The sequence below is a fragment of the Neobacillus sp. S1227 genome (assembly GCF_055385255.1).
Window position 1 is genome coordinate 3,560,666 of record NZ_AP038276.1, and the last position, 18,677, is coordinate 3,579,342.

General features: G+C 40.0%; 17 protein-coding genes. 3 read left to right on the top strand and 14 right to left on the bottom strand.

Annotation, left to right across the window (positions count from 1 at the left end):
* Positions 1–48: 48 nt before the first annotated feature.
* From ACZ5AE_RS17740 to ACZ5AE_RS17750, 3 genes are all read left to right on the top strand, one after another.
* Positions 49–918 (top strand): LysR family transcriptional regulator, encoded by an 870-nt coding sequence (locus ACZ5AE_RS17740; protein WP_464565931.1) that lies wholly within the window; start codon positions 49–51, stop codon positions 916–918.
* A gap of 217 nt (positions 919–1,135) precedes the next feature.
* A complete protein-coding gene (locus ACZ5AE_RS17745) occupies positions 1,136–1,657 on the top strand; it encodes an ECF transporter S component (protein ID WP_464565932.1) in 522 nt (173 codons plus the stop codon).
* A 263-nt stretch (positions 1,658–1,920) separates the two neighbouring features.
* The gene (locus ACZ5AE_RS17750) at positions 1,921–2,181 is read left to right on the top strand and encodes a Spo0E family sporulation regulatory protein-aspartic acid phosphatase (protein WP_464565933.1); all 261 of its coding nucleotides are present in this window, start codon (positions 1,921–1,923) and stop codon (positions 2,179–2,181) included.
* A 1,079-nt stretch (positions 2,182–3,260) separates the two neighbouring features.
* On the opposite strand, the gene ACZ5AE_RS17755 is transcribed toward ACZ5AE_RS17750, so the two are convergent.
* The 14 genes from ACZ5AE_RS17755 to ACZ5AE_RS17820 all read right to left on the bottom strand — a co-directional run bounded on the left by ACZ5AE_RS17755 (position 3,261) and on the right by ACZ5AE_RS17820 (position 18,656).
* Entirely contained in the window at positions 3,261–3,812 is a 552-nt protein-coding gene (locus tag ACZ5AE_RS17755) for an NADPH-dependent FMN reductase (protein ID WP_464565934.1), read from the bottom strand.
* Positions 3,813–3,858: 46 nt separating this feature from the next.
* Positions 3,859–4,359, bottom strand: a complete 501-nt coding sequence (locus ACZ5AE_RS17760) for a flavin reductase family protein (protein ID WP_464565935.1) — start codon at positions 4,357–4,359, stop codon at positions 3,859–3,861.
* Positions 4,360–4,397: 38 nt separating this feature from the next.
* Complete coding sequence (locus ACZ5AE_RS17765; RefSeq protein WP_464565936.1) at positions 4,398–4,703, bottom strand: hypothetical protein; 306 nt, start codon at positions 4,701–4,703, stop codon at positions 4,398–4,400.
* Positions 4,704–4,787: 84 nt separating this feature from the next.
* Positions 4,788–5,666: an SMP-30/gluconolactonase/LRE family protein gene (locus tag ACZ5AE_RS17770; protein WP_464565937.1), complete on the bottom strand. Its 879-nt coding sequence runs from the start codon at positions 5,664–5,666 to the stop codon at positions 4,788–4,790.
* 64 nt (positions 5,667–5,730) lie between these two features.
* Positions 5,731–7,638 carry a sigma 54-interacting transcriptional regulator gene (locus tag ACZ5AE_RS17775; protein ID WP_464565938.1) on the bottom strand — a complete coding sequence of 636 codons (1,908 nt, stop codon included), beginning with the start codon at positions 7,636–7,638 and terminating at the stop codon, positions 5,731–5,733.
* 106 nt (positions 7,639–7,744) lie between these two features.
* On the bottom strand, positions 7,745–9,058 hold the full coding sequence (locus tag ACZ5AE_RS17780; protein ID WP_464565939.1) for a TRAP transporter large permease: 1,314 nt from the start codon (positions 9,056–9,058) through the stop codon (positions 7,745–7,747).
* A gap of 38 nt (positions 9,059–9,096) precedes the next feature.
* Positions 9,097–9,555, bottom strand: a complete 459-nt coding sequence (locus ACZ5AE_RS17785) for a TRAP transporter small permease (RefSeq protein WP_464565940.1) — start codon at positions 9,553–9,555, stop codon at positions 9,097–9,099.
* Between the two features lie 156 nt (positions 9,556–9,711).
* Positions 9,712–10,776, bottom strand: a complete 1,065-nt coding sequence (locus ACZ5AE_RS17790) for an LLM class flavin-dependent oxidoreductase (RefSeq protein WP_464565941.1) — start codon at positions 10,774–10,776, stop codon at positions 9,712–9,714.
* Positions 10,777–11,242: 466 nt separating this feature from the next.
* On the bottom strand, positions 11,243–12,862 hold the full coding sequence (locus tag ACZ5AE_RS17795) for a long-chain fatty acid--CoA ligase (RefSeq protein WP_464565942.1): 1,620 nt from the start codon (positions 12,860–12,862) through the stop codon (positions 11,243–11,245).
* A gap of 96 nt (positions 12,863–12,958) precedes the next feature.
* The gene (locus ACZ5AE_RS17800) at positions 12,959–13,753 is read right to left on the bottom strand and encodes an enoyl-CoA hydratase/isomerase family protein (protein ID WP_464565943.1); all 795 of its coding nucleotides are present in this window, start codon (positions 13,751–13,753) and stop codon (positions 12,959–12,961) included.
* A 37-nt stretch (positions 13,754–13,790) separates the two neighbouring features.
* A complete protein-coding gene (locus ACZ5AE_RS17805) occupies positions 13,791–14,210 on the bottom strand; it encodes a PaaI family thioesterase (protein ID WP_464565944.1) in 420 nt (139 codons plus the stop codon).
* Between the two features lie 60 nt (positions 14,211–14,270).
* Entirely contained in the window at positions 14,271–15,503 is a 1,233-nt protein-coding gene (locus ACZ5AE_RS17810) for an acyl-CoA dehydrogenase family protein (protein WP_464565945.1), read from the bottom strand.
* Positions 15,504–15,534: 31 nt separating this feature from the next.
* On the bottom strand, positions 15,535–17,658 hold the full coding sequence (locus ACZ5AE_RS17815) for an acetate--CoA ligase family protein (protein ID WP_464565946.1): 2,124 nt from the start codon (positions 17,656–17,658) through the stop codon (positions 15,535–15,537).
* 248 nt (positions 17,659–17,906) lie between these two features.
* A complete protein-coding gene (locus ACZ5AE_RS17820; protein ID WP_464565947.1) occupies positions 17,907–18,656 on the bottom strand; it encodes an SDR family NAD(P)-dependent oxidoreductase in 750 nt (249 codons plus the stop codon).
* Positions 18,657–18,677: the final 21 nt, after the last annotated feature.

An 18,677-nucleotide genomic window follows, 5' to 3' on the forward strand; every position in this document is an offset into this window, starting at 1 on the left:
TGTTTATCATACAATATATGATAAAACCAGATGTGGGGGCAAAGAGAAATGAATATCCAAAAATATATGGCATTTGTAAAAGTAGTGGAATCGGGTAGTTTTACAAAAGCTGCCGAAATATTGGACTATTCACAGTCTGGGATTAGCCGAATGATTAACGATTTAGAAAAGGAATGGGGGATTTTCCTTTTTGAGCGAGGACGCGCGGGTATCAATTTAACCTCGGATGGCTTAAAATTACTGCCCCAATTAAAGCGAATTTGCAATGAGTATGAAATCTTAATGAAGCAAATTAAAGACTTACATAATGTGGAATCTGGGCTGATTCGCATTGGGACATTTTCCAGCGTAGCATCTCATTGGCTCCCTAACATGATTAAAATTTTTAAAAAGGATTACCCAAAGATTGATTTTGAATTTTTGCTTGGTGATTATACTGAAATTGAGAGCTGGATCCTAAATGGGCGTGTTGACTTTGGATTTTTGCGGCTGCCTACAAAAGCAGAACTTGAAACAATCTTTTTGGAACAAGATCGTTTACTGGCAGTGCTTCCAAAAAATCATTCTCTAGCTAATTGCGAAACGTTTCCCCTCAACGGCTTATTGAACAGTCCGTTTATGCTGTTGGAGAAAGGAGCTAAAGCAGAGATCTCTGAAATTTTTGAGAGGCACCATATTTCACCGCATGTTAATTTTACAACATGGGATGACTATGCCATTATGTCTATGGTGGAAAATGGGCTAGGAATCAGTATTTTGCCAGAATTGATATTACAGCGCATTCCGCACAAAATTATAGCGAAAGAGCTAGAAGTACCTGCTTTTAGAAATATTGGTGTTGCGATGAGAGAACAAAAATCACTTTCCCTTGCATCCAAGAAATTTTTAGAATATTTGCCATATAGGAACACAGAGTAAATGATTATGGTGGATTCATTATAAAACACATATAATAGCCTATTAGAAGTAAGTGACCCATTCATCGTCACAAAGGCAAAAGAAAGGGCCCCCTCCTCCCTCTATCTTCCACTCAAATTTAAATATTGTACAAAAATTTACTTTTCTTCTAAAAGATTTAAGTATATATTTAATATTTGATATATAATATTACTTTTTTGAAAAGAAGAGGTTAGATATGAATTCGACATTTTCAACAACAGAATCAACAAAAACAAAAGACATTGTCATCAGTGCACTTTTCATTGCCTTAACCTTCGTTGCCACGATGTTCATCAACTTAAGGCTCCCAATCATGGGGAACGGTGGTTTAATCCATTTGGGTAACGTTCCTCTTTTTATCGCTGCCTTGGTTTACGGCAAAAGAACTGGAGCCATTGCTGGGGCGTTTGGTATGGGTTTGTTTGATATAGTCTCAGGATGGGCATTATGGTCACCGTTTACCTTTGTCATCGTTGGTACAATGGGCTTTACAGTCGGTCTCATTGCCGAAAAGGTACCTGGGAAAAGAGTTCTCGTTTATACTCTGGCCGTTCTCGCTGCACTAGTCATAAAAGTTATAGGCTACTATTTCACCGAAGTGATCCTCTACGGGAATTGGATCCAGCCATTCGGTTCCATCCCCGGAAACATCATGCAGGTCGTAATAGCAGGCATCATTGTAGTCCCTCTTGTAGGACGCCTAAAGAGAAGAGAGTAACCTGGTGCATGGAGACGGTTCTTTTTCACTTCGGCGATTCGCTCATGAACACACCACGTAACGTAGAACTTGTAAGGTAATGCACAAGGATCCTCCCTATGATCAAAGCGTCGAAATTTAAAGAATTTCGTCGCTTTTTATCTTTTTATACCATGTTTTATCGAAAACGTTCTATCGAAGTCTGAAAATGTTATAATACTTTTGTTGTTGATTTAATTATTAAACGAACATTTAAACAAACATTTTCGGGGTGTGTTTTTGCGATGAGACAAGCAAAATTAGCAGAAGCTATACGTAGTAAAAGAGCCGAGATGATTCACTTAGGGATGTCAAAAGGACTTGATAGTGAAGAAACTATTTATTGCAGTCAAGAGCTGGATGACCTTTTGAATGAATATAACAGAATATTATCCCAACCGAAACGTTTTAACCCTATACTTGATTACATTGATTATTTACTATTTCTACATAAAAGCACCCATAGGATCGTCCGGTTAGGCTATGATACATGGGGACGGTTCTGAAGCATTATTACGCTTGAAGTGCCATTCGCGATACATTCTCTACAATGGTCCTTTGGCACTTCTATTTTTTCAATTTTCAGTAAGGGCATTGGCTGCCCTGAACACTATTTAGAAGCTTAGACAAAAAAAGGCAAACACAGAAATGTGCTTACCTTTTAGACAATGTGGAAAATCGTTAGTTTTTACATACTAAGTTATGTTAGGATGGGCATTCTTAATAAATCGCCCAACCTCATGTTCTTTACCATCCTTATAAAGAATCTAAACTTGAAGATGAATGTCATAACCAAGCTAACGAAACCAAGTATATTCAAACTAATTCCTCCCACATCGAAATTAGTATCAGCGAACCGACACTAGCTTTATTTTGCGCTTTCAGCCCATCCCTTTATTCAATTCCCATTATCGATAATCCGGGGACGGTCCTCCATTTATCGGGGTTCCTCAAACCAGCCGTTTTTAATCTTGGCTCTTTTCTCAGAGATTGTTGCTTTTAACTATATTGAAAACACCGAGTGGATTGGAGCGAAAGGCGCTTGACTCCTGCGGGAAATAGAGGAAAGGTCGAGACCCCGCAGACGGAACGTCGAGGAGGCTCGACTTCCTCCCCGCGGGTTTGCTGAGCGCCTGTAGCGGAAAAGAACGGACAGTGTTATTCCCAAAAACAACAAACTTTACGAAAAGAGCCTTAATCTTAATTTCAATCCCTTCCTGTGCGTCTACAGTTGAGCATGAAAACTTAAATATGTACTTTTTTTAAATTTTCCGAATCTTGATAAAAAAAAACAATGCTTTTTATTGTAGAAAAAGGGAAGGCTAGGAATTATTAATACCGAAACGGAGGAATTACTGTGGCTGTGGAGATAGAAAAAATGAGGTTTTGTGAGAAATGCAGGGAAGAAACTGTTCATCATATTTACGAAGATGCACTTGAATTGGAATATCGGTGCACCAAATGCAATGAAACCACTGAGATGGTGAAATCATTTTTTTAAGGTTTTATAACATGGACATGGGCAGCCAATTTTGTTTAATTGACTGCCCGCACTTTTAATGGTTATAAAAATGAAGTTGTTTTTTCATTGGTTTTGCTTGACTCCTATTAAACCTTCACTCATAAAACAAAATTGCTGGCTAAATTCACGAATGCTATCCAATAGTCCCACATCTTCTACTTCATTTTTATCATTAAACTGGCTGTTATGGGCAAAAATGGTGGTTGGGATGACATATCCGTTTAAATACCCAGCAAGCGGTTTTAACTGATTTTCGGCGACTAGAAAATGCTGTTGGTTTCCTCCAGTCGTCACAAATCCCATCACTTTATGTTTGAATGCAGACGGCGGAATCAAATCTATTAAATTCTTGAACGCACCGCTAAACGAACCTTGGAAAATCGGGGTTCCGAATATAAATCCGTCCGCCCCCATCATTTGGTCGATTACCTTTTTTGTATCACCAGTGTAATTTGAGATTGGACGGCCGTCACAAAACTCAAGTTGATAATCCCTAAGATCCAAAAATTCTATTTCCAACTCAGGATTATCGATTTTTATTGTATCTAAGATTTTGCCGATCACAATCGCTGTTTTACTCCCGACAATTGTTCCTGATACCCCTAAAATTTTCATTTCAGCTTCCCTCCTTAGAAAGTACAAATCGAATTAGAAAGAGATTTTATTGGTTCGGCCATCCTTCAGGAATCGGGCCAACGTTCCGGTTATAATACAAAAGAGGAGCCTTTTCGGCAAAGGAAAGATCGATTACTTCTCCTAAAAGAATAAAGTGGTCACCAGCATCGATTTTATTAACGGTTTTGCACTCGAAAATTCCAAGTGAATCTTGTATAATCGGTAGTCCATTTGAAGAAGTTTCCCATTGTACTTTTGAAAAACGGTCATTTTCCTTTCCAGCAAACGCCCAGCATGCCTCTGCCTGATCTGCAGTAAGGGTATGTACTGCATATTTTCCCCCTTGTAGGAATGCATCTAGAGCCGATGATCTTTTATCGATGCACCAAAGCACCAATAACGGGTCAATTGAAACAGAAGCAAACGAATTGACAGTCAATCCAACTGGGTTTTCATTTTCATCCATTGTAGTTACGATCGTCACTCCAGTTGGATATTGCCCCATAATTTTTTTGAAGATATTTGCTTTCTCCATTGTTTTTGTCATCTGTATTTTTCTCCTCTCAAATAACCAAATTTTTCGAATTATAGATAAACCTTTTCTAATGGTTCCTGTTTTACCGATGGCCTGACATTCCAGAATTCATTCAGACTCTTCACTAGGCCGCCGTTTCCGAATCTCGTCTTTACCGGTGTTCCAATCTTCATCTTGGGCTCTACAACAAAACAGGAAAATTCAACGATAACCTGCCTTCTTTTGATCACATCTTGTATCCCCTGTTCGAAAAACCATTCATCAATTCTGTTATAAATTCCGCGATTGATCCCGAAGTTCATTTCAATACTTTTTTGAAAGGTATAGTCTGGAACATTTACGTTAGGTGTTACCACAACCAGGACCTCCCTTCCTATTAAAATATTCATCCTGAAAACGGATCTGGCAGACACCTAATTCGATCAGAGCATTTGTATACTTCAATCAAGTTTAGCCGGAACTTCCACTTCAACTATTTCTATTTTTCCGGATTTCAACTGCACCGAATCAACAGGGTCGGAAGTTTGTGCTGTGCAGCAATAAAGGGTCCTTCCTTCTTTCCCGCCTAATGCGACGGCATAACAATTTTGGCTTGTTTGAACTTTATCTGTTATCTCTCCCCCTTCTATCACCCGATAGGCCATAGATTCGATTGGATTAGATACCCAAATCGCTCCTTCTGAGTCAATGCAAATGCCATCTGGATAAATATTTTCAAATTGAGCCCATACCCGCCGGTTAACGAGGGTTCCGTCTTCTTCAACATCAAATGCGGTCAAACGATTACCATACGTCTCTGCGATCACCATCGTTTTTCCATTATTGGTCAAAACAGTCCCATTTGGAAAGACCATGTTATCAGCGACAACCTTAACATTTCCATCCGGCTCGATACAAGCAATGACCGCAGTCGGCAGTTCCATATTTTTTAACGCTTCCCTGCCATACTTTTTCGCTAATGAGGAAAGATTTCCGCCGAAATTTCCAACATAGGCCCTTCCTGCTTTGTCAACAAGCATGTCATTGCAATGGAAAGTCGCAATAGGATTCAAATCTGCGTATTCTGTTAGCTCCCCATTATTTTCCAGTCGGTAAACTTTTCGATTCAGCATAGATACGACAAGCATCCTTCCATCAGGGAGCCATCCCAAGCCCGATGGTTGATCATCTAATTGGCAAACTGTTTCGACTTCTCCGGAGTCAATATCAGCCTTCAACACCTGTTTGCTAAAAAAGTCAGAAAACCAGAAGTAACCATTATAGAATCTAGGGCCCTCACTAAAGGTTAATCCGGTTACAAAGTCCTTCGTTTCGTTCACACTTTAAACCTCATTTCACTAGATTATCGTAAACAGACACAATTTTTTGAAATTTCATCACAAATTAATCCGGCTGATTCAGTTTCCTCCATAAAGTACTGCGGCTGATGCCTAGTAATTTAGCAGCTTCTATTTTGCTTCCATTTGCTGCCTTAATGGCTTCAAAAATCTGCTTCTTTTCTACCTGTTTGATTACATCTTGAAAGGTATCTTGTTCCCCTATTTCTTCCTGCAGAACGATACTATTTTCATCGATTGCTTCACGGAGGTTCCTTACCAATTCTTTTCTGGTAACCATAAAAGGATGTTCTAAGTAAGCAAACATTCTCTCCAATGTATTTTCCAATTCTCTTATATTCCCCTGCCACTTATGCTGAGACATAAGATAAGCGATCTCTTTACTATTTTCATTGATTAATTGAGCAAACTGCGGATAGTGTTTCGTTGTAAAAAACTTCACCAAAGGCTCAAGGTCTGATAGTCTGTTCCTTAATGGCGGAAGAAACAAATTTAAGACTGCAATTCGATAATATAAATCCGTTCGAAATTCATTATTTTTAACCTTGTCGATCAAATTTACGTTTGTCGCCGAAATAACCCTTACATTAACAGGAATGGGGGTCGTGCTGCCAACACGCATGACCACTTTCTCTTGGAGAACCCTAAGAAGTTTTGCCTGCAAGCTTAATGGAATTTCTCCAATTTCATCTAAGAACACAGTCCCATTATGTGCTTTTTCAAAGAGTCCTGGTTTTCCTCCTTTTTTTGCTCCCGTAAACGCCCCTTCTATATATCCAAAGAATTCAGATTCTAGCAGGTTATCAGGTACAGCTGCACAGTTGATGGCAATAAAGGGCTGGTCCTTCCGATAGCTTTTATTGTGGATGCTTTGAGCAAATAATTCCTTCCCTGTACCGCTTTCCCCAAGAATTAACACATTGGAATCAGTCCTAGAAAATTTAATTGCCTTTTTGATTGTCGTTACAATTCCTTGGCTTGCACCAACAATGTCTTCAAATTGGTATTCAGCCGTATTGGGTTTGCTATACATTTTCCTTCTAATCCTGTTACCGCTTTCTTGAACGGCATTAATATCAGAAAAAATACCAACCATCCCATCAAAGTGTTGGTCTACAACAATCGGAAATGTACTCAGCAAGAAATTCTTGTCTTTATAGGAGACAATTTGTTCCTTTATCCCTTTTTTCCATTCAATATTACCAATACCATTTGTGTTAACAAGAATTTCTTTGACATGTAATCCACGCAGGTCTTTTTCCTCGATTCCAAGGAGACTAGTGGCTTTGCGGTTGACATTGACGATATGTCCCGTTTCGCTGGATATAATTACTCCTTCATTAAAGTTCTCCATAATGTAATTTTCTCTTTGAGAATTTCTTTTTTCTTCGAAACGGGCATTTAGAATACCTAAAGCAATATCCACCGCCAAGTTAATACTTTCTTCTCCGTACCAGACAATTCCATGCATTCCATTCTCTTTCGCAAGTCCTGTAATCAACCCTGCACCAATGACAACAGACTGGCGATTTTCCTTAAGCTGTGCGATGATTGCCTCGGCTTCTTCCCATGTTTCGTACGTATATTGATGAATCTTGACTTGAAATAGCGATTCAAATTGGTCTATTTTTTTATCAATTATATAATCATTAAAATTGACTAGATTGACTTCATCGCTGTATTGACATCCTTTTTGAAGTGCATCTAGGAAATCGTTGACTTGAAGCCTGATCGGAACGAATTGCCCTCGATCATTTTGGTCTTTAAAAACTTTGTAAATTGCTGAACCGCAAATAACAACATCTTCATTCGTGATGATATTCTTGTTATCAAGAATACGCTGGCCTTCCATTGATTCTATGACGAGCCCTTTTATCGACTTATTTTTCTTTTCTATTGCCCTTTTGATTAGGTTATCCAATGGAGCTGAGCCTGATATAATAAGTCTTGCCATTTTCGATCCTCCCAAGTTTCCCTTTAACTTTGCTAAACTTCATTTGATTTTTGACTACAACATTTATTATACAACACGTAATCAAAATATTCTGAATACAAAAGAACTATTTAACAGAGGTTGGCAAGAACAATGCAATTTCAGGGAAAATATACAGTAATGCTATTAACACTAGAATTGGAATGACAAAGATGATAGCACCTTTAAATATACTGACTAAATCCAGTTCTTTTACGACTCCATTCAACACATAACAGTTCATTCCCACCGGAGGAGTGATTAGGGCCATTTCTACTACTAAAACAATAATGACACCAAACCAAATCAAATCAAACCCAAGTGCTTCAACTAATGGGAGTATAATTGGAATCGTAACAACTACCATTGAGAGGGAGTCCATAACACAGCCTAGCACCATGTACATGAGAATAATCAAGATAAAGATCACCGTTGCGGATAAATCTCTCGAGAAAAGAAAGTCTGAAATCATTTGCGGAACTCTAGTTATCATCAAAAAATAGTTTAAGATAAATGCCCCCATTACGATGGCAAAAATAAATCCTGTTGTTTTAATTGTTTCATAGACAGTAGCCGTGATTTTCTCCTTCGTCAATTTCTTGCGGGCAAAGCCAATTGCAAATGCACCAAGAGCACCGACTCCGGCAGATTCCGTCGCACTGAAAAATCCGACGTACATACCGCCAATAACAATGATAAACAAAACGACGATCCAAATAGTAGGTTTTAGAGAGCTAAATTTCTCTTTCCAGCTTATCTTTTCCTCATCTTTCGTCTTTACATGATGGTTTGGATTTATGAATATAGCGATTGAAATCGCAAGCATAAATAATAGAGTCAGGAGAATCCCTGGAAGGATTCCTGCAATTAGCAGTTTCCCAATTGATTGCTCGGTCATCATTCCATAGACGATAAACATTGTACTTGGTGGAATCAAAATTCCGAGTGTGCCTCCGGCTGCTATAGAACCTCCTGTTAAGCTTTTGCTATATCCGGCATTTAACATTTCTTTGGCAGCCATGACTCCCATCGTTCCTGTTGTGGCCAAGCTGGAACCAGAAGCGGCTGCAAACATAGCAGAAGCACCGACTGTGGCAATGCCCAAACCGCCTTTTAACTGGTTAAGCCAGTTCCGAAAGGCCGTGAACAATTCGGTCGTCAGGTCCGAATAATATAGTAACTGTCCCATCAGGACGAATAAGGGAATTGTACTTAATGTATAAGAAAAGCTTTGTTCCCAAACATTGGTATTAACAACGGAAAACAAGGTTTCCCATCCTTTTAAATACACAATCCCTAAACAGGCTGGAACCGCCATCGAGACAGCAATGGGAACCCGGAGAAACATCAGGACAAAAACCGCGATTATGACGATAATACTTACAGCAGTAATGGACAACATATATCACTCCTTTATCTAACCCTTGGTCGAAAATTTTCCTAATCGATGAATTTTTTACCTGCAAATTTCTTGATGATTTCCAAACACCATGCTGCAAATCCAATAATCAATAAATATTTAAAAGGATATAAAGGAATTTTTAAGAGCAAAGATGTAGTTGAGTATTCCATTTTCTGTATGAAAACCCAGATAACGAGCAAGCAGAAAACTAATGTAATCAATTTTCCAATAATCCCTAAAAAATTTTGCAGGGAGGAAGGCAATTTCTCCGTAAATATCCCTATCGAAATGTGGGAATTTTCCGATTCTGTAAAAGCCAGGGATGCAAAAATGATGACAGCCATTAGAAATTGAACAATTTCGATATCCCCAATTATTGGAACGCCGATTGTCCTTGATACAGAAAAGCAAAATACAAGGGCCACCATCAGCAAGAGGCCGACATAAGCAATCCATTTATTAATGTCTGTTATATATTTAATGATTTTATTAAACAAAGTACCAAATCCCCTTTCTATTCATTCTTTTTACATAAGGGAAAGATTTTATGATTCAATAAAAGGGCCTGCCGGTTCCAATCATTCCACTAAGAATTTTCCGGCAGCCCCTTTTAAGCTGCATCCTTCTATCTTGCGATTTTTCCAGAAACGACTTTAAATTTTTTGGTAAGCATCTACATTGCAGAAATATGGCATTACTTCTTTGGCGAACAAATTCATTGATTTAAGCACCCGATCATTAGGCTGGCCGCCGATGTTCATCCAACAAATAATGTTATTCAGACCTGTTTCCTTTTGGAATTTTTCAATATCTCTTCGAACTTTTTCAGGAGAGCCGACAATCGCGTTTTCAGATTTAAGGAATTCATTATAATCAAGCACTTTATCCCGCTGAACTACTCCAAACACCGGACGATTATCCCGTTCAGACATATACCACATTAAACCTTCTTCAAATTCTTCATACGCCTGTTCATCAGTTTCAGCAATATATACGAATAGGAGCTTGCCTGATCGGGCCATTGCTTCGTTTACGTATTCCTCCGTGTATCCAGCTGCAAGGGCCGTTTCCCGGTACAAATTGATTTTATGAAGAGTGTCATCATTTTTGATTCCGCCTAAAACAAACGAGTAGCCATCTTTTGCAGCATTGATAATGGACGCGTCATTTCCAGAAACCATTACGAAGAGGGGCGGTCCAGACTGTTGAATTGGCCTTGGGTTAATTGGAATATCATTGAAGTTAAAAAATTGACCTGAATAAGAAATCCTCGGATTAGTTAATGCTGCTTTTAAAATATCTAGAGATTCTTCGAACCTAGCATGTCTCTCATCGAAATCGACATTGTATGCATCAAATTCTAATTTGTCATACCCTTTTCCAACTCCTACATAAAGACGGCCGTTACTGATGACGTCAACTAAAGTCATTTCCTCTGCTAACTGCATTGGGTGGTGCAAAGGTAACCTAGCAACCGCAGATCCTAGTTTGATTCTTTTCGTCTGGGCCGCCGCAGCAGCTAAGTAAACGGTTGAAGAAGTGACAACCCCATAGTCTCTCGCATTATGTTCCGCAATCCAAGCGCTGTGGAACCCTATTTCATCCGCTACTTTAATTTGTTCCAAACCATTTCTTATTTCTTCGTCTTCCGTTTTAAAAGGTGATTTAGAATTCAGGAAAAATAGACCGAAACTCATTTCTTTTTCAACATTTGTCATAGTAACATCCCTTTCAAAATTTATTAGTTATTTAATATTAATAAAGAATTTAAACCCCCAATTTCGAACTATTCAATTTTTATTGGAATGGATAGCTCTGCTGAAAACCCTTACATCAGGAAGATTCCTAAACATATCAATTTGACATATTCAGACAAAATCCCTTTAAAACACGATAATTGTAGGGGTTTTCATTAATAAAGCGGGAAAATTCATTTTATTTTTAATAATGCAAATATTGTGCCAACTCTATTATTAATGACTTTAAGTCTTTAAAACCCCTACTGGGCCACCGCAATTTCTTTACTTACAAGGAAAAAGTCCCCTATTAAAACCAACCTTTTATCCATCCAAACAATTGTGATGTGCCGCATTATAAAAAAAGCGTTTCAAAATTGAAACATTTTGAAACATATTGAAACAAGTTAAAACATTTGAAACACAAAAGTTGGAAATTATATTCGGTCTACTCTTTTACAAAAAAGTTCTCATATTCTTCGCGAAGTTTTCTTTTTAGGAACTTTCCAACACCTGTTTTCGGTACTTCCTGGATAAATAAAATGTCGTCAGGCAGCCACCATTTTGCAAACTGGGGTGCTAAATAAGCTAGCAGCTCATCCCTTGTCACCTTTTCTTTAAAATGTTGGTGTAAAACGACAAAGGCTACTGGCCGTTCCTGCCATTTTGGATGGGGAATTGCAATGACTGCGGCTTCAAATACTGCTTCATGGGTCATAAGCGCATTCTCCAGCTGGACAGAAGAAATCCACTCGCCACCGCTTTTGATCAAATCTTTCGTTCTGTCTACTATTTTGATATACCCTGCCTCATCAACCGTTGCAATATCCCCGGAATAAAGCCACCCATCCTTGACAGCCTCTGCCGTCTGCTCCGGCTTTCTATAGTAATGATCGGTAATCCATGGCCCCCTAAAGAGGACCTCTCCCATCTCTTCTCCGTCCATTTTTACTTCGCCAGACTCGTTTATGACATTAATATCTATCAAAGGCACTGGTATTCCCTGTTTGGTAAGTTGGCTGATTTTTTCGTCTGTTGATAGGTTTTGATGATAGCTTTTTAGTTTGCTGACTGTAGCAACAGGGCCCGTTTCTGTCATCCCGTAAGCATGCATGACCGGGACATTATATTTTTCCATAAATGTGGAAATCAACCCTTTCGGTGCCGCCGATCCGCCGCAAAGGATATAACGCAGGCTGGATAAATCATAACTCTTTCTGTTCAATTCATTTAGAACCCCGATCCAGACAGTCGGTACACCTGCCGTTAATGTTACACGTTCAGACTCTATCAATTCCAAGAGTATTTGCGAAGTAAAGTTTGGACCCGGCAATATTTGGGTAGTGCCAAACCATACGGATGCAAAAGGAAATCCCCACGCGTTTACGTGAAACATTGGTACTACATGCATCGCTCGATCTTCCTCAGACAGGCCCATCGTATCGGTAAGACCGAGCATCATGCTATGCAATACGATACTTCGATGAGTAGATACTACACCCTTTGGATTTCCGGTCGTTGCCGAAGTATAACACAGTCCCGCAGCTTCATTTTCGTCTATATCATCTGGAAAAGAGTAACTACTATCACCAGTTGTAAGGATCGATTCATAATTATAAAGAGGTTTTTCGGAAGCTTGCGAAAGCTCACCGTCTTCTGACATGATGATAATCGCCTTTACTGTAGGAATTTTATCGATTATGCTCTCAATTAATGGAAAAAGCCCTTTATCGACAAGCAGGATCTTATCTTCGGCATTGTTGATGATATATGCCAGATCATCGGAAGATAACCTGATATTGATTGTGTGCAGCACCGCCCCCATGCTGGGAATCGCAAAATACGCCTCCAAGTGCCGGTGATCATTCCAGGCAAATGTCCCAACCCGATCACCTTTATTAACTCCAAGCATTTGCAACACACTCGCCAAAGAACGGGTTCTTTTCGCAAATTCCTCATAGGTTAAGCGGATAATGCCTTTTTCAGTTCTAGAAATGACTTCTTTCTTTGGAAAGTACTTTTCTGCCCTGTACAGTAGTTTGTCAATTGTCAGCCGCGTCTCCATCATAAACATCCCTCCCTGTTTTATTTTTGGGGAGAAAAATGCATGAAGCACAAATCCCCCTCTGTTTAATAGACTACTATTATTTAAATATACTTTTTGTTAGACTTCCTGGCTGTTAAACCAGTCAATTGTGCCTTTTAAACCTAGTTCATTGATTTTACGGTACATTAGCTTGATTCCTTCTGCAGTATGGATAATTGCATCTTGTTCTGGGCCATACATTAAACCAGTACGGAACCCTTGTAAATCCATAATCCGATTATGGGCCATCTTTTTCAGCTTCAATACATCCGCTGGAGTTTTAGCAATGCCTCTTGCTATTTTTAATGTTTCTTCCTCAAGACAATCCGCATCAAAGCACTCTGCTGCAAACCCGTATTGGACAGCTTTCTCTCCACTTATCCGGCTTCCTGCGGTCAGGTCTAACATTTTGGCGCGCTGCGGACCGACATGCCAGCCCCAATAGATGCCGACAAATCCTCCGCCGAGAGGCAAGGATGGGAAACCAAATTGGGCCTTCTTATCCGTAATGACAATATCGCAGCAAGCCAGCATCTGGGTTCCGCCCGCTAAAGCAAATCCTTGAACCTGTGCAATGACCGGCTTCGGATATTCCCAAAGTCTAATCCAGCGCCTTGTGCATTCTTCCAAGTAATCTCTGTCCTCCGTTACGCTTGGCTCCTTGTATTTGCCGACATCGTAGCCTACGCTGAAAGCCCTGCCATTTCCTTTAATGATTAATACACTAATATCCTGGTCTTTTTCAAGCTCGTCAAGGGCCTTGTCGAAGGCTTGGAACAGCTCCCTGCTTAGTGCATTTAATTTTTCCGGCCGATTTAAGATTACATAGGCAATTTTTCCTTTTTTCTCAATGAGGACTAATTGTTCTTCCATATAAATTCACCAATCTTTCGTTTTAATAGTTGACCATTCATTTCTTTGTGATTTCTTTTAAAACATACGTCGCCCTGCCAGTAGCCAGCAATTTCCCATTTTCGTCTTTGACATCTCCGACCCCTACTGCCAGCAATTTCCCACTGTTAATGACTCTGCCTTCTGCATATATTCTTCCTTGTACAGCCGGCCGAAAAAAGTTGATGTTCAGCTCAGCGGTTAAACTAATCATATGATCAGCCATGACGCTCCTTACTGCCGAACCAATCACCGAATCTATTAATGTAGTAATCACACCGCCGTGAACCATTCCTGCCCCCTGCAGCAATTGGTCCTGTACTGCCAAGGATAAAGTTGCGGTTCCATCACCAATATCCTCAATTTGAAGGCCGATTAAATCCCGAAACCGATTATTTTTCATCCATTCTTCTTCACGAAGAACCAATTCATTTTTCATAGCAAGCTCCCTAAAAATGATTTTGTTATCGGTGAACGTCCCAATCAGTTCAAAAAACGATTAGAATGTTAAATCTCCGCTTAGCAGACTTTTTGCAATGGTACGGCGGTGGATTTCTGAGGTTCCATCCGGAATCCTTACAATCCTTGCCAGGCGGTATCCCTGCTCTAATCCAAGCTCATTGGAAATCCCAACCCCGCCATGGATCTGCATAGCCCGATCATAAACTCTTCCCATCATTTCCGTGCAAAAAGCCTTTACCATTGAAATTTCCTTACGAGGTTGTTTTTTACTATTTTCAATCTTCCAGGCACAGTTAAGGGCCATATTTCTGGCTGCATAAATATCCATTGCAGATTCTGCAAGCATCGCTTGAATCATTTGATGTTCTTTAATTGGCTTTCCGAAGGTTTTGCGAATTTCTGCATACTCGACTGCCTTCTTTAAAGCCCATTGTGCTGAACCGATACATTTTCCACTCATACCAAGTCTTCCAGTGTTAATTCCATTTATGGCGATGGAGAAGCCATAATCCACTTCCCCAATGACGTTTTCATCCGGCACTCGGAGATTATCGATGCTAATAATACATGCCTCACCTCCCAGCTCGCCCATGACCGGAATGACTGAATCTACTGAGAACCCTTCTGATCCTGTTTCAACGAAGAAACAGGTAATGCCGCCTTTTCTTTGCGCTTTCAAGTCCGGATTTGTCACGGCGAACAGCATGCAATAATCAGCGTGGGCAGCATTTGTAATCCATTGTTTGCTGCCGTTGATGACCCATTCATTTCCTTCTTTTACTGCGGTTGTTTTAATGCTCCAAACATCTGACCCTGCATCCGGCTCGGTTAAACCAAAGCAAAGTGTTTTTTCCCCAGAACGGATTCCGTCTAAATATCTCTCTTTCAATTCCTCTTTTAAACCGGTTAAAATTGGTGATAATCCATTGGTAAAAGGTGACGGGATGACGATTGGATCAACCAGCTTATTGAATGGATACGATATATTAATAGCCTCTTGGACGAGCAATGCTGTCATGGGCCCAAGTTGTTCTCCGCCAAGCTCTTCTGCACCAAACATTGTATAGTAGCCAGCCTTTGCCGACTCCATCCGAACAATCTTCCGCAATTCCTCCACTTTAGGGTGATGGCGTCCATCCTCCGTATAGTAGTTTCGTTCATTGTATAACAGCTCATGATTTTCCTTTTCAAGCGGTAATACTACCTTTTCAATAAATTGTTTTAACCCTTTAATAATTTCTTGTGTTTCCTCTGGAATTGTAAAATCCATGTTCTTTCACTCCTAAATTTTTAATCTATTATTATTGAATATTTGAAAGTGCTTTCTTCTTTAACGTGATCAGGGCATCCGCAACAGTTACGCCCTCCCCTTCAGCATGTACCATGATTGGGTTTAGATCGATTTCCTCAATCTCATCATGGGTGGAGATGAACTGGCTAAAGTTTGCCACTACCCTGCTTAAGGCTTTCAGATCCCGAGGTGCTGACCCGCGAAAACCTTTTAATAAGGCATTGCTGCGAAGTTCCTCCAGCATTTCTTCCGCAGTTTCCTCAGAAATAGGGGCCTTTCGCATGACTGCATCTTTGTACACCTCTATATGAATTCCGCCTAAACCGACGAGAATCATCTGCCCGAAAACAGGGTCCTGATTCGCTCCAATGAACATCTCCACAGAATCCTTTGACAGCATTTCCTGGACTAAAATACCTTCGTAATCTGCATTTTCAACCTGGCTTATTTGCTGCCTAATAAAGGTAAATTTCTCCTCAAGTTCTTCTTCGTTCGTTATGTTTAATTGGACGAGTCCTTTGTCACTCTTATGCAAGATTTGCGGAGACATCCCTTTAAGGGCGACAGGATACCCTATTTCTCTAGCCAATATTTTTGCTTCAGCGAGTGTTGCAGCAAGTTGTTCTTTCGTGATTGGAATTCCGATTTGTTTTAGTATTTCTTTACTTTTATGTTCTGTCAGCACGGATGGAAGATTGTCAAATGATAGGCTGTTTATTCCGTCCATTCTAGCAATCTCGGATTCTTCCTTATAGAATTGGCTGTAATATTTAAGAGCCTTCATGGCATTTACTGCCCGGGAAGGATCCTCGATAACAGCTAACCGGTTTTCCATAAATGATTTTTTCGATTCCTCCGAGTTAAGCGAAACGGTGATTATCGGAGTTTCTTTATACTTTTTGGCAATGTTAGAAATGGAACGAATGTGGTTTTGCGAATGTTCCGGATACAGTCCGCCAAAAGCCAGGAAAACAATAGCGGAGTCGTACTCCCCGCTGGAAAAAACAATTTCCATAAAATCTTCTAATAAATTTTGTCTCGTATTTAATTGTGCGGTTGTATCAATTGGATTTTTTACCCCAGCGATTGGAAGAAGATCACTAAGCTGCTGTTGCACTTCAATGGAAGGCTCCGGTACGATTAACGATGCCTCTGTCAATTGGTCTGCCAGCAGAATGCCGACTCCGCCCGAGACTGTAAAAACAGCCGTTTTATCTCCTCTTGGGAGCGGAAGCATGGAGCAGGCGTAGGCTGCATCGATAAATTCTTCAATCGTTTCGGCACGGTAGACTCCATATTGTTTGGCAATGGCATTAAACACTTGATCCGATCCTGCCAGGGATCCTGTATGCGAAAGGGCTGCTCTTTGCCCTGCATATGTTTTACCAACTTTGAAAGCAATGACTGGCTTTTTCTTTTTAGCAGCAAGCTTGAATGCATTTATTAGCTTATTGCCATCTTTAATGCCTTCCATGTAGCAAGCGATTACATCCGTATCCGGGTCTTCAGCAAGGTATTCGATACAATCCGCCACATCGATATCACTTTCATTTCCAGTTGCAACAAAATGGCTAAAACCGATAAAATTTTGCCGTGCCAGCGTAAAAACGTGGGAACCAAATGCCCCGCTTTGGCTGACGAAACCAATATTTCCTTTAAGGGGCGTTTGCTTTTCCAAGATGGTCGAAAAGGTTGCAAATACCCCATGCTTAAGGTTAAACATTCCCAGTGTATTGGGTCCTAGTATCCTGATCCCGCTTTTCTTGGAAATCGCCGTCATTTCTTCTTGCAGTTTTCTTCCCTCTTCACCGATTTCGGAAAAGCCGGAACTAAATATTACTGCTGCCTTGACCCCTTTTTCAGCACATTGTTTTAATACGTTGACCACTAATTTGCTGGGCAGTGAAACGATTGCTAAATCGATTTCTTCTCCTATATCTAGAAGACTGGAATAACACTTCAAACCAGCTATTTCGTTGTAATTTGGATTTATTGGAAAAATTCGGCCTTCATAGCCATTTCTTTGTAAATAATTTAAAGGTCTCCCGCCCAATTTATTGCTGTCGGGGCTCGCCCCGATAATCGCGATACTCTTAGGTTGAAATAGAGCCTCTAAACTTTTCTGTGAAGCCATTCGATTACTCCTTTCAATTTGTAATAAATACCTTTGTATTTATATACTTGCAATAATCGTGCCAACCTAATTTTTTTCATAAAAACCATCCATTACTGGGTTTTCTCCTCAAAATGGGGAGATTCTTTTAAGATCCATTTTTTCACGTTTCATATTTGAAACATCGTGGTTTCAAGAATAATACGTTCCTGTCTGAACAAAAAAATACACTTGGAATTATTGCATCCCAAGTGTCTTTTCAATTATTTTTATTGAGCTGTATAACCGCCATCGATGATTAATTCAGAACCAGTGACAAATCGAGACTCATCCGAAGCTAAATAAAGGGCGCCATAGGCAATATCAATCGGTTTCCCTAAGCATTTCATAGGGATTTTTTCACTTAAAAAGTGTTTGCCGTTTTTGCCGCCCGACATCGCTGTTTCAATGACTCCTGGATGAATGGAATTCACCCGAATAAAGTCCTTAGCCAGTTCCAATGCAGCAGATTTGGTCATTAACCTAACGGCACCCTTTGAGGCATGGTAGGCAGTGCTCCCTGGAGTACCAACCAAGCCTGAACCAGAAGAAGTATTGATAATCGAGCCCTTTCCTGCCGTTTTCCTTATTAACTCGGCTCCATATTTCATTCCTAAAAAAGTGCCTGCCGAGTTAATGGATTGAATCTTTAAAAATTCATCCACTGTTGTTTCTGCTAATCCATTTCTGCTTAAAATCGCCGCATTGTTTACAAGAACGTCCAATTGGCCAAATTCTGCTTCTGTTTTTAAGATAATTTCCTGCCAATCCTCTTCAACAGAGACATCATGCCTGATGCCAATTGCTTCTCCGCCCTGCGTTCTGATGGCTTGGACAGTCTCTTGAAGTGCTTCTTCATTAATATCGGTTACAACTACCTTTGCACCGTTTTCAGCAAATAATATGGCTTCCTCTCTGCCAATGCCATTCGCAGCTCCAGTAATAATAGCGACTTTATTTTCTAATCTTTTTGTGGTCATGGGTACTATCCCCTTTTCATA

Excerpts from the sequence above, each read along its gene's own strand:
- ACZ5AE_RS17805 (WP_464565944.1), bottom strand. The coding sequence starts at position 14,210 with ATGAAAAATGAATTGGTTCTTCGTGAAGAAGAATGGATGAAAAATAAT.
- ACZ5AE_RS17740 (WP_464565931.1), top strand. The coding sequence starts at position 49 with ATGAATATCCAAAAATATATGGCATTTGTAAAAGTAGTGGAATCGGGT.
- ACZ5AE_RS17810 (WP_464565945.1), bottom strand. The coding sequence starts at position 15,503 with ATGGATTTTACAATTCCAGAGGAAACACAAGAAATTATTAAAGGGTTA.
- ACZ5AE_RS17780 (WP_464565939.1), bottom strand. The coding sequence starts at position 9,058 with ATGTTGTCCATTACTGCTGTAAGTATTATCGTCATAATCGCGGTTTTT.
- ACZ5AE_RS17775 (WP_464565938.1), bottom strand. The coding sequence starts at position 7,638 with ATGGCAAGACTTATTATATCAGGCTCAGCTCCATTGGATAACCTAATC.
- ACZ5AE_RS17750 (WP_464565933.1), top strand. The coding sequence starts at position 1,921 with ATGAGACAAGCAAAATTAGCAGAAGCTATACGTAGTAAAAGAGCCGAG.
- ACZ5AE_RS17790 (WP_464565941.1), bottom strand. The coding sequence starts at position 10,776 with ATGACAAATGTTGAAAAAGAAATGAGTTTCGGTCTATTTTTCCTGAAT.
- ACZ5AE_RS17755 (WP_464565934.1), bottom strand. The coding sequence starts at position 3,812 with ATGAAAATTTTAGGGGTATCAGGAACAATTGTCGGGAGTAAAACAGCG.
- ACZ5AE_RS17760 (WP_464565935.1), bottom strand. The coding sequence starts at position 4,359 with ATGACAAAAACAATGGAGAAAGCAAATATCTTCAAAAAAATTATGGGG.
- ACZ5AE_RS17745 (WP_464565932.1), top strand. The coding sequence starts at position 1,136 with ATGAATTCGACATTTTCAACAACAGAATCAACAAAAACAAAAGACATT.
- ACZ5AE_RS17795 (WP_464565942.1), bottom strand. The coding sequence starts at position 12,862 with ATGATGGAGACGCGGCTGACAATTGACAAACTACTGTACAGGGCAGAA.
- ACZ5AE_RS17800 (WP_464565943.1), bottom strand. The coding sequence starts at position 13,753 with ATGGAAGAACAATTAGTCCTCATTGAGAAAAAAGGAAAAATTGCCTAT.
- ACZ5AE_RS17815 (WP_464565946.1), bottom strand. The coding sequence starts at position 17,658 with ATGGCTTCACAGAAAAGTTTAGAGGCTCTATTTCAACCTAAGAGTATC.
- ACZ5AE_RS17820 (WP_464565947.1), bottom strand. The coding sequence starts at position 18,656 with ATGACCACAAAAAGATTAGAAAATAAAGTCGCTATTATTACTGGAGCT.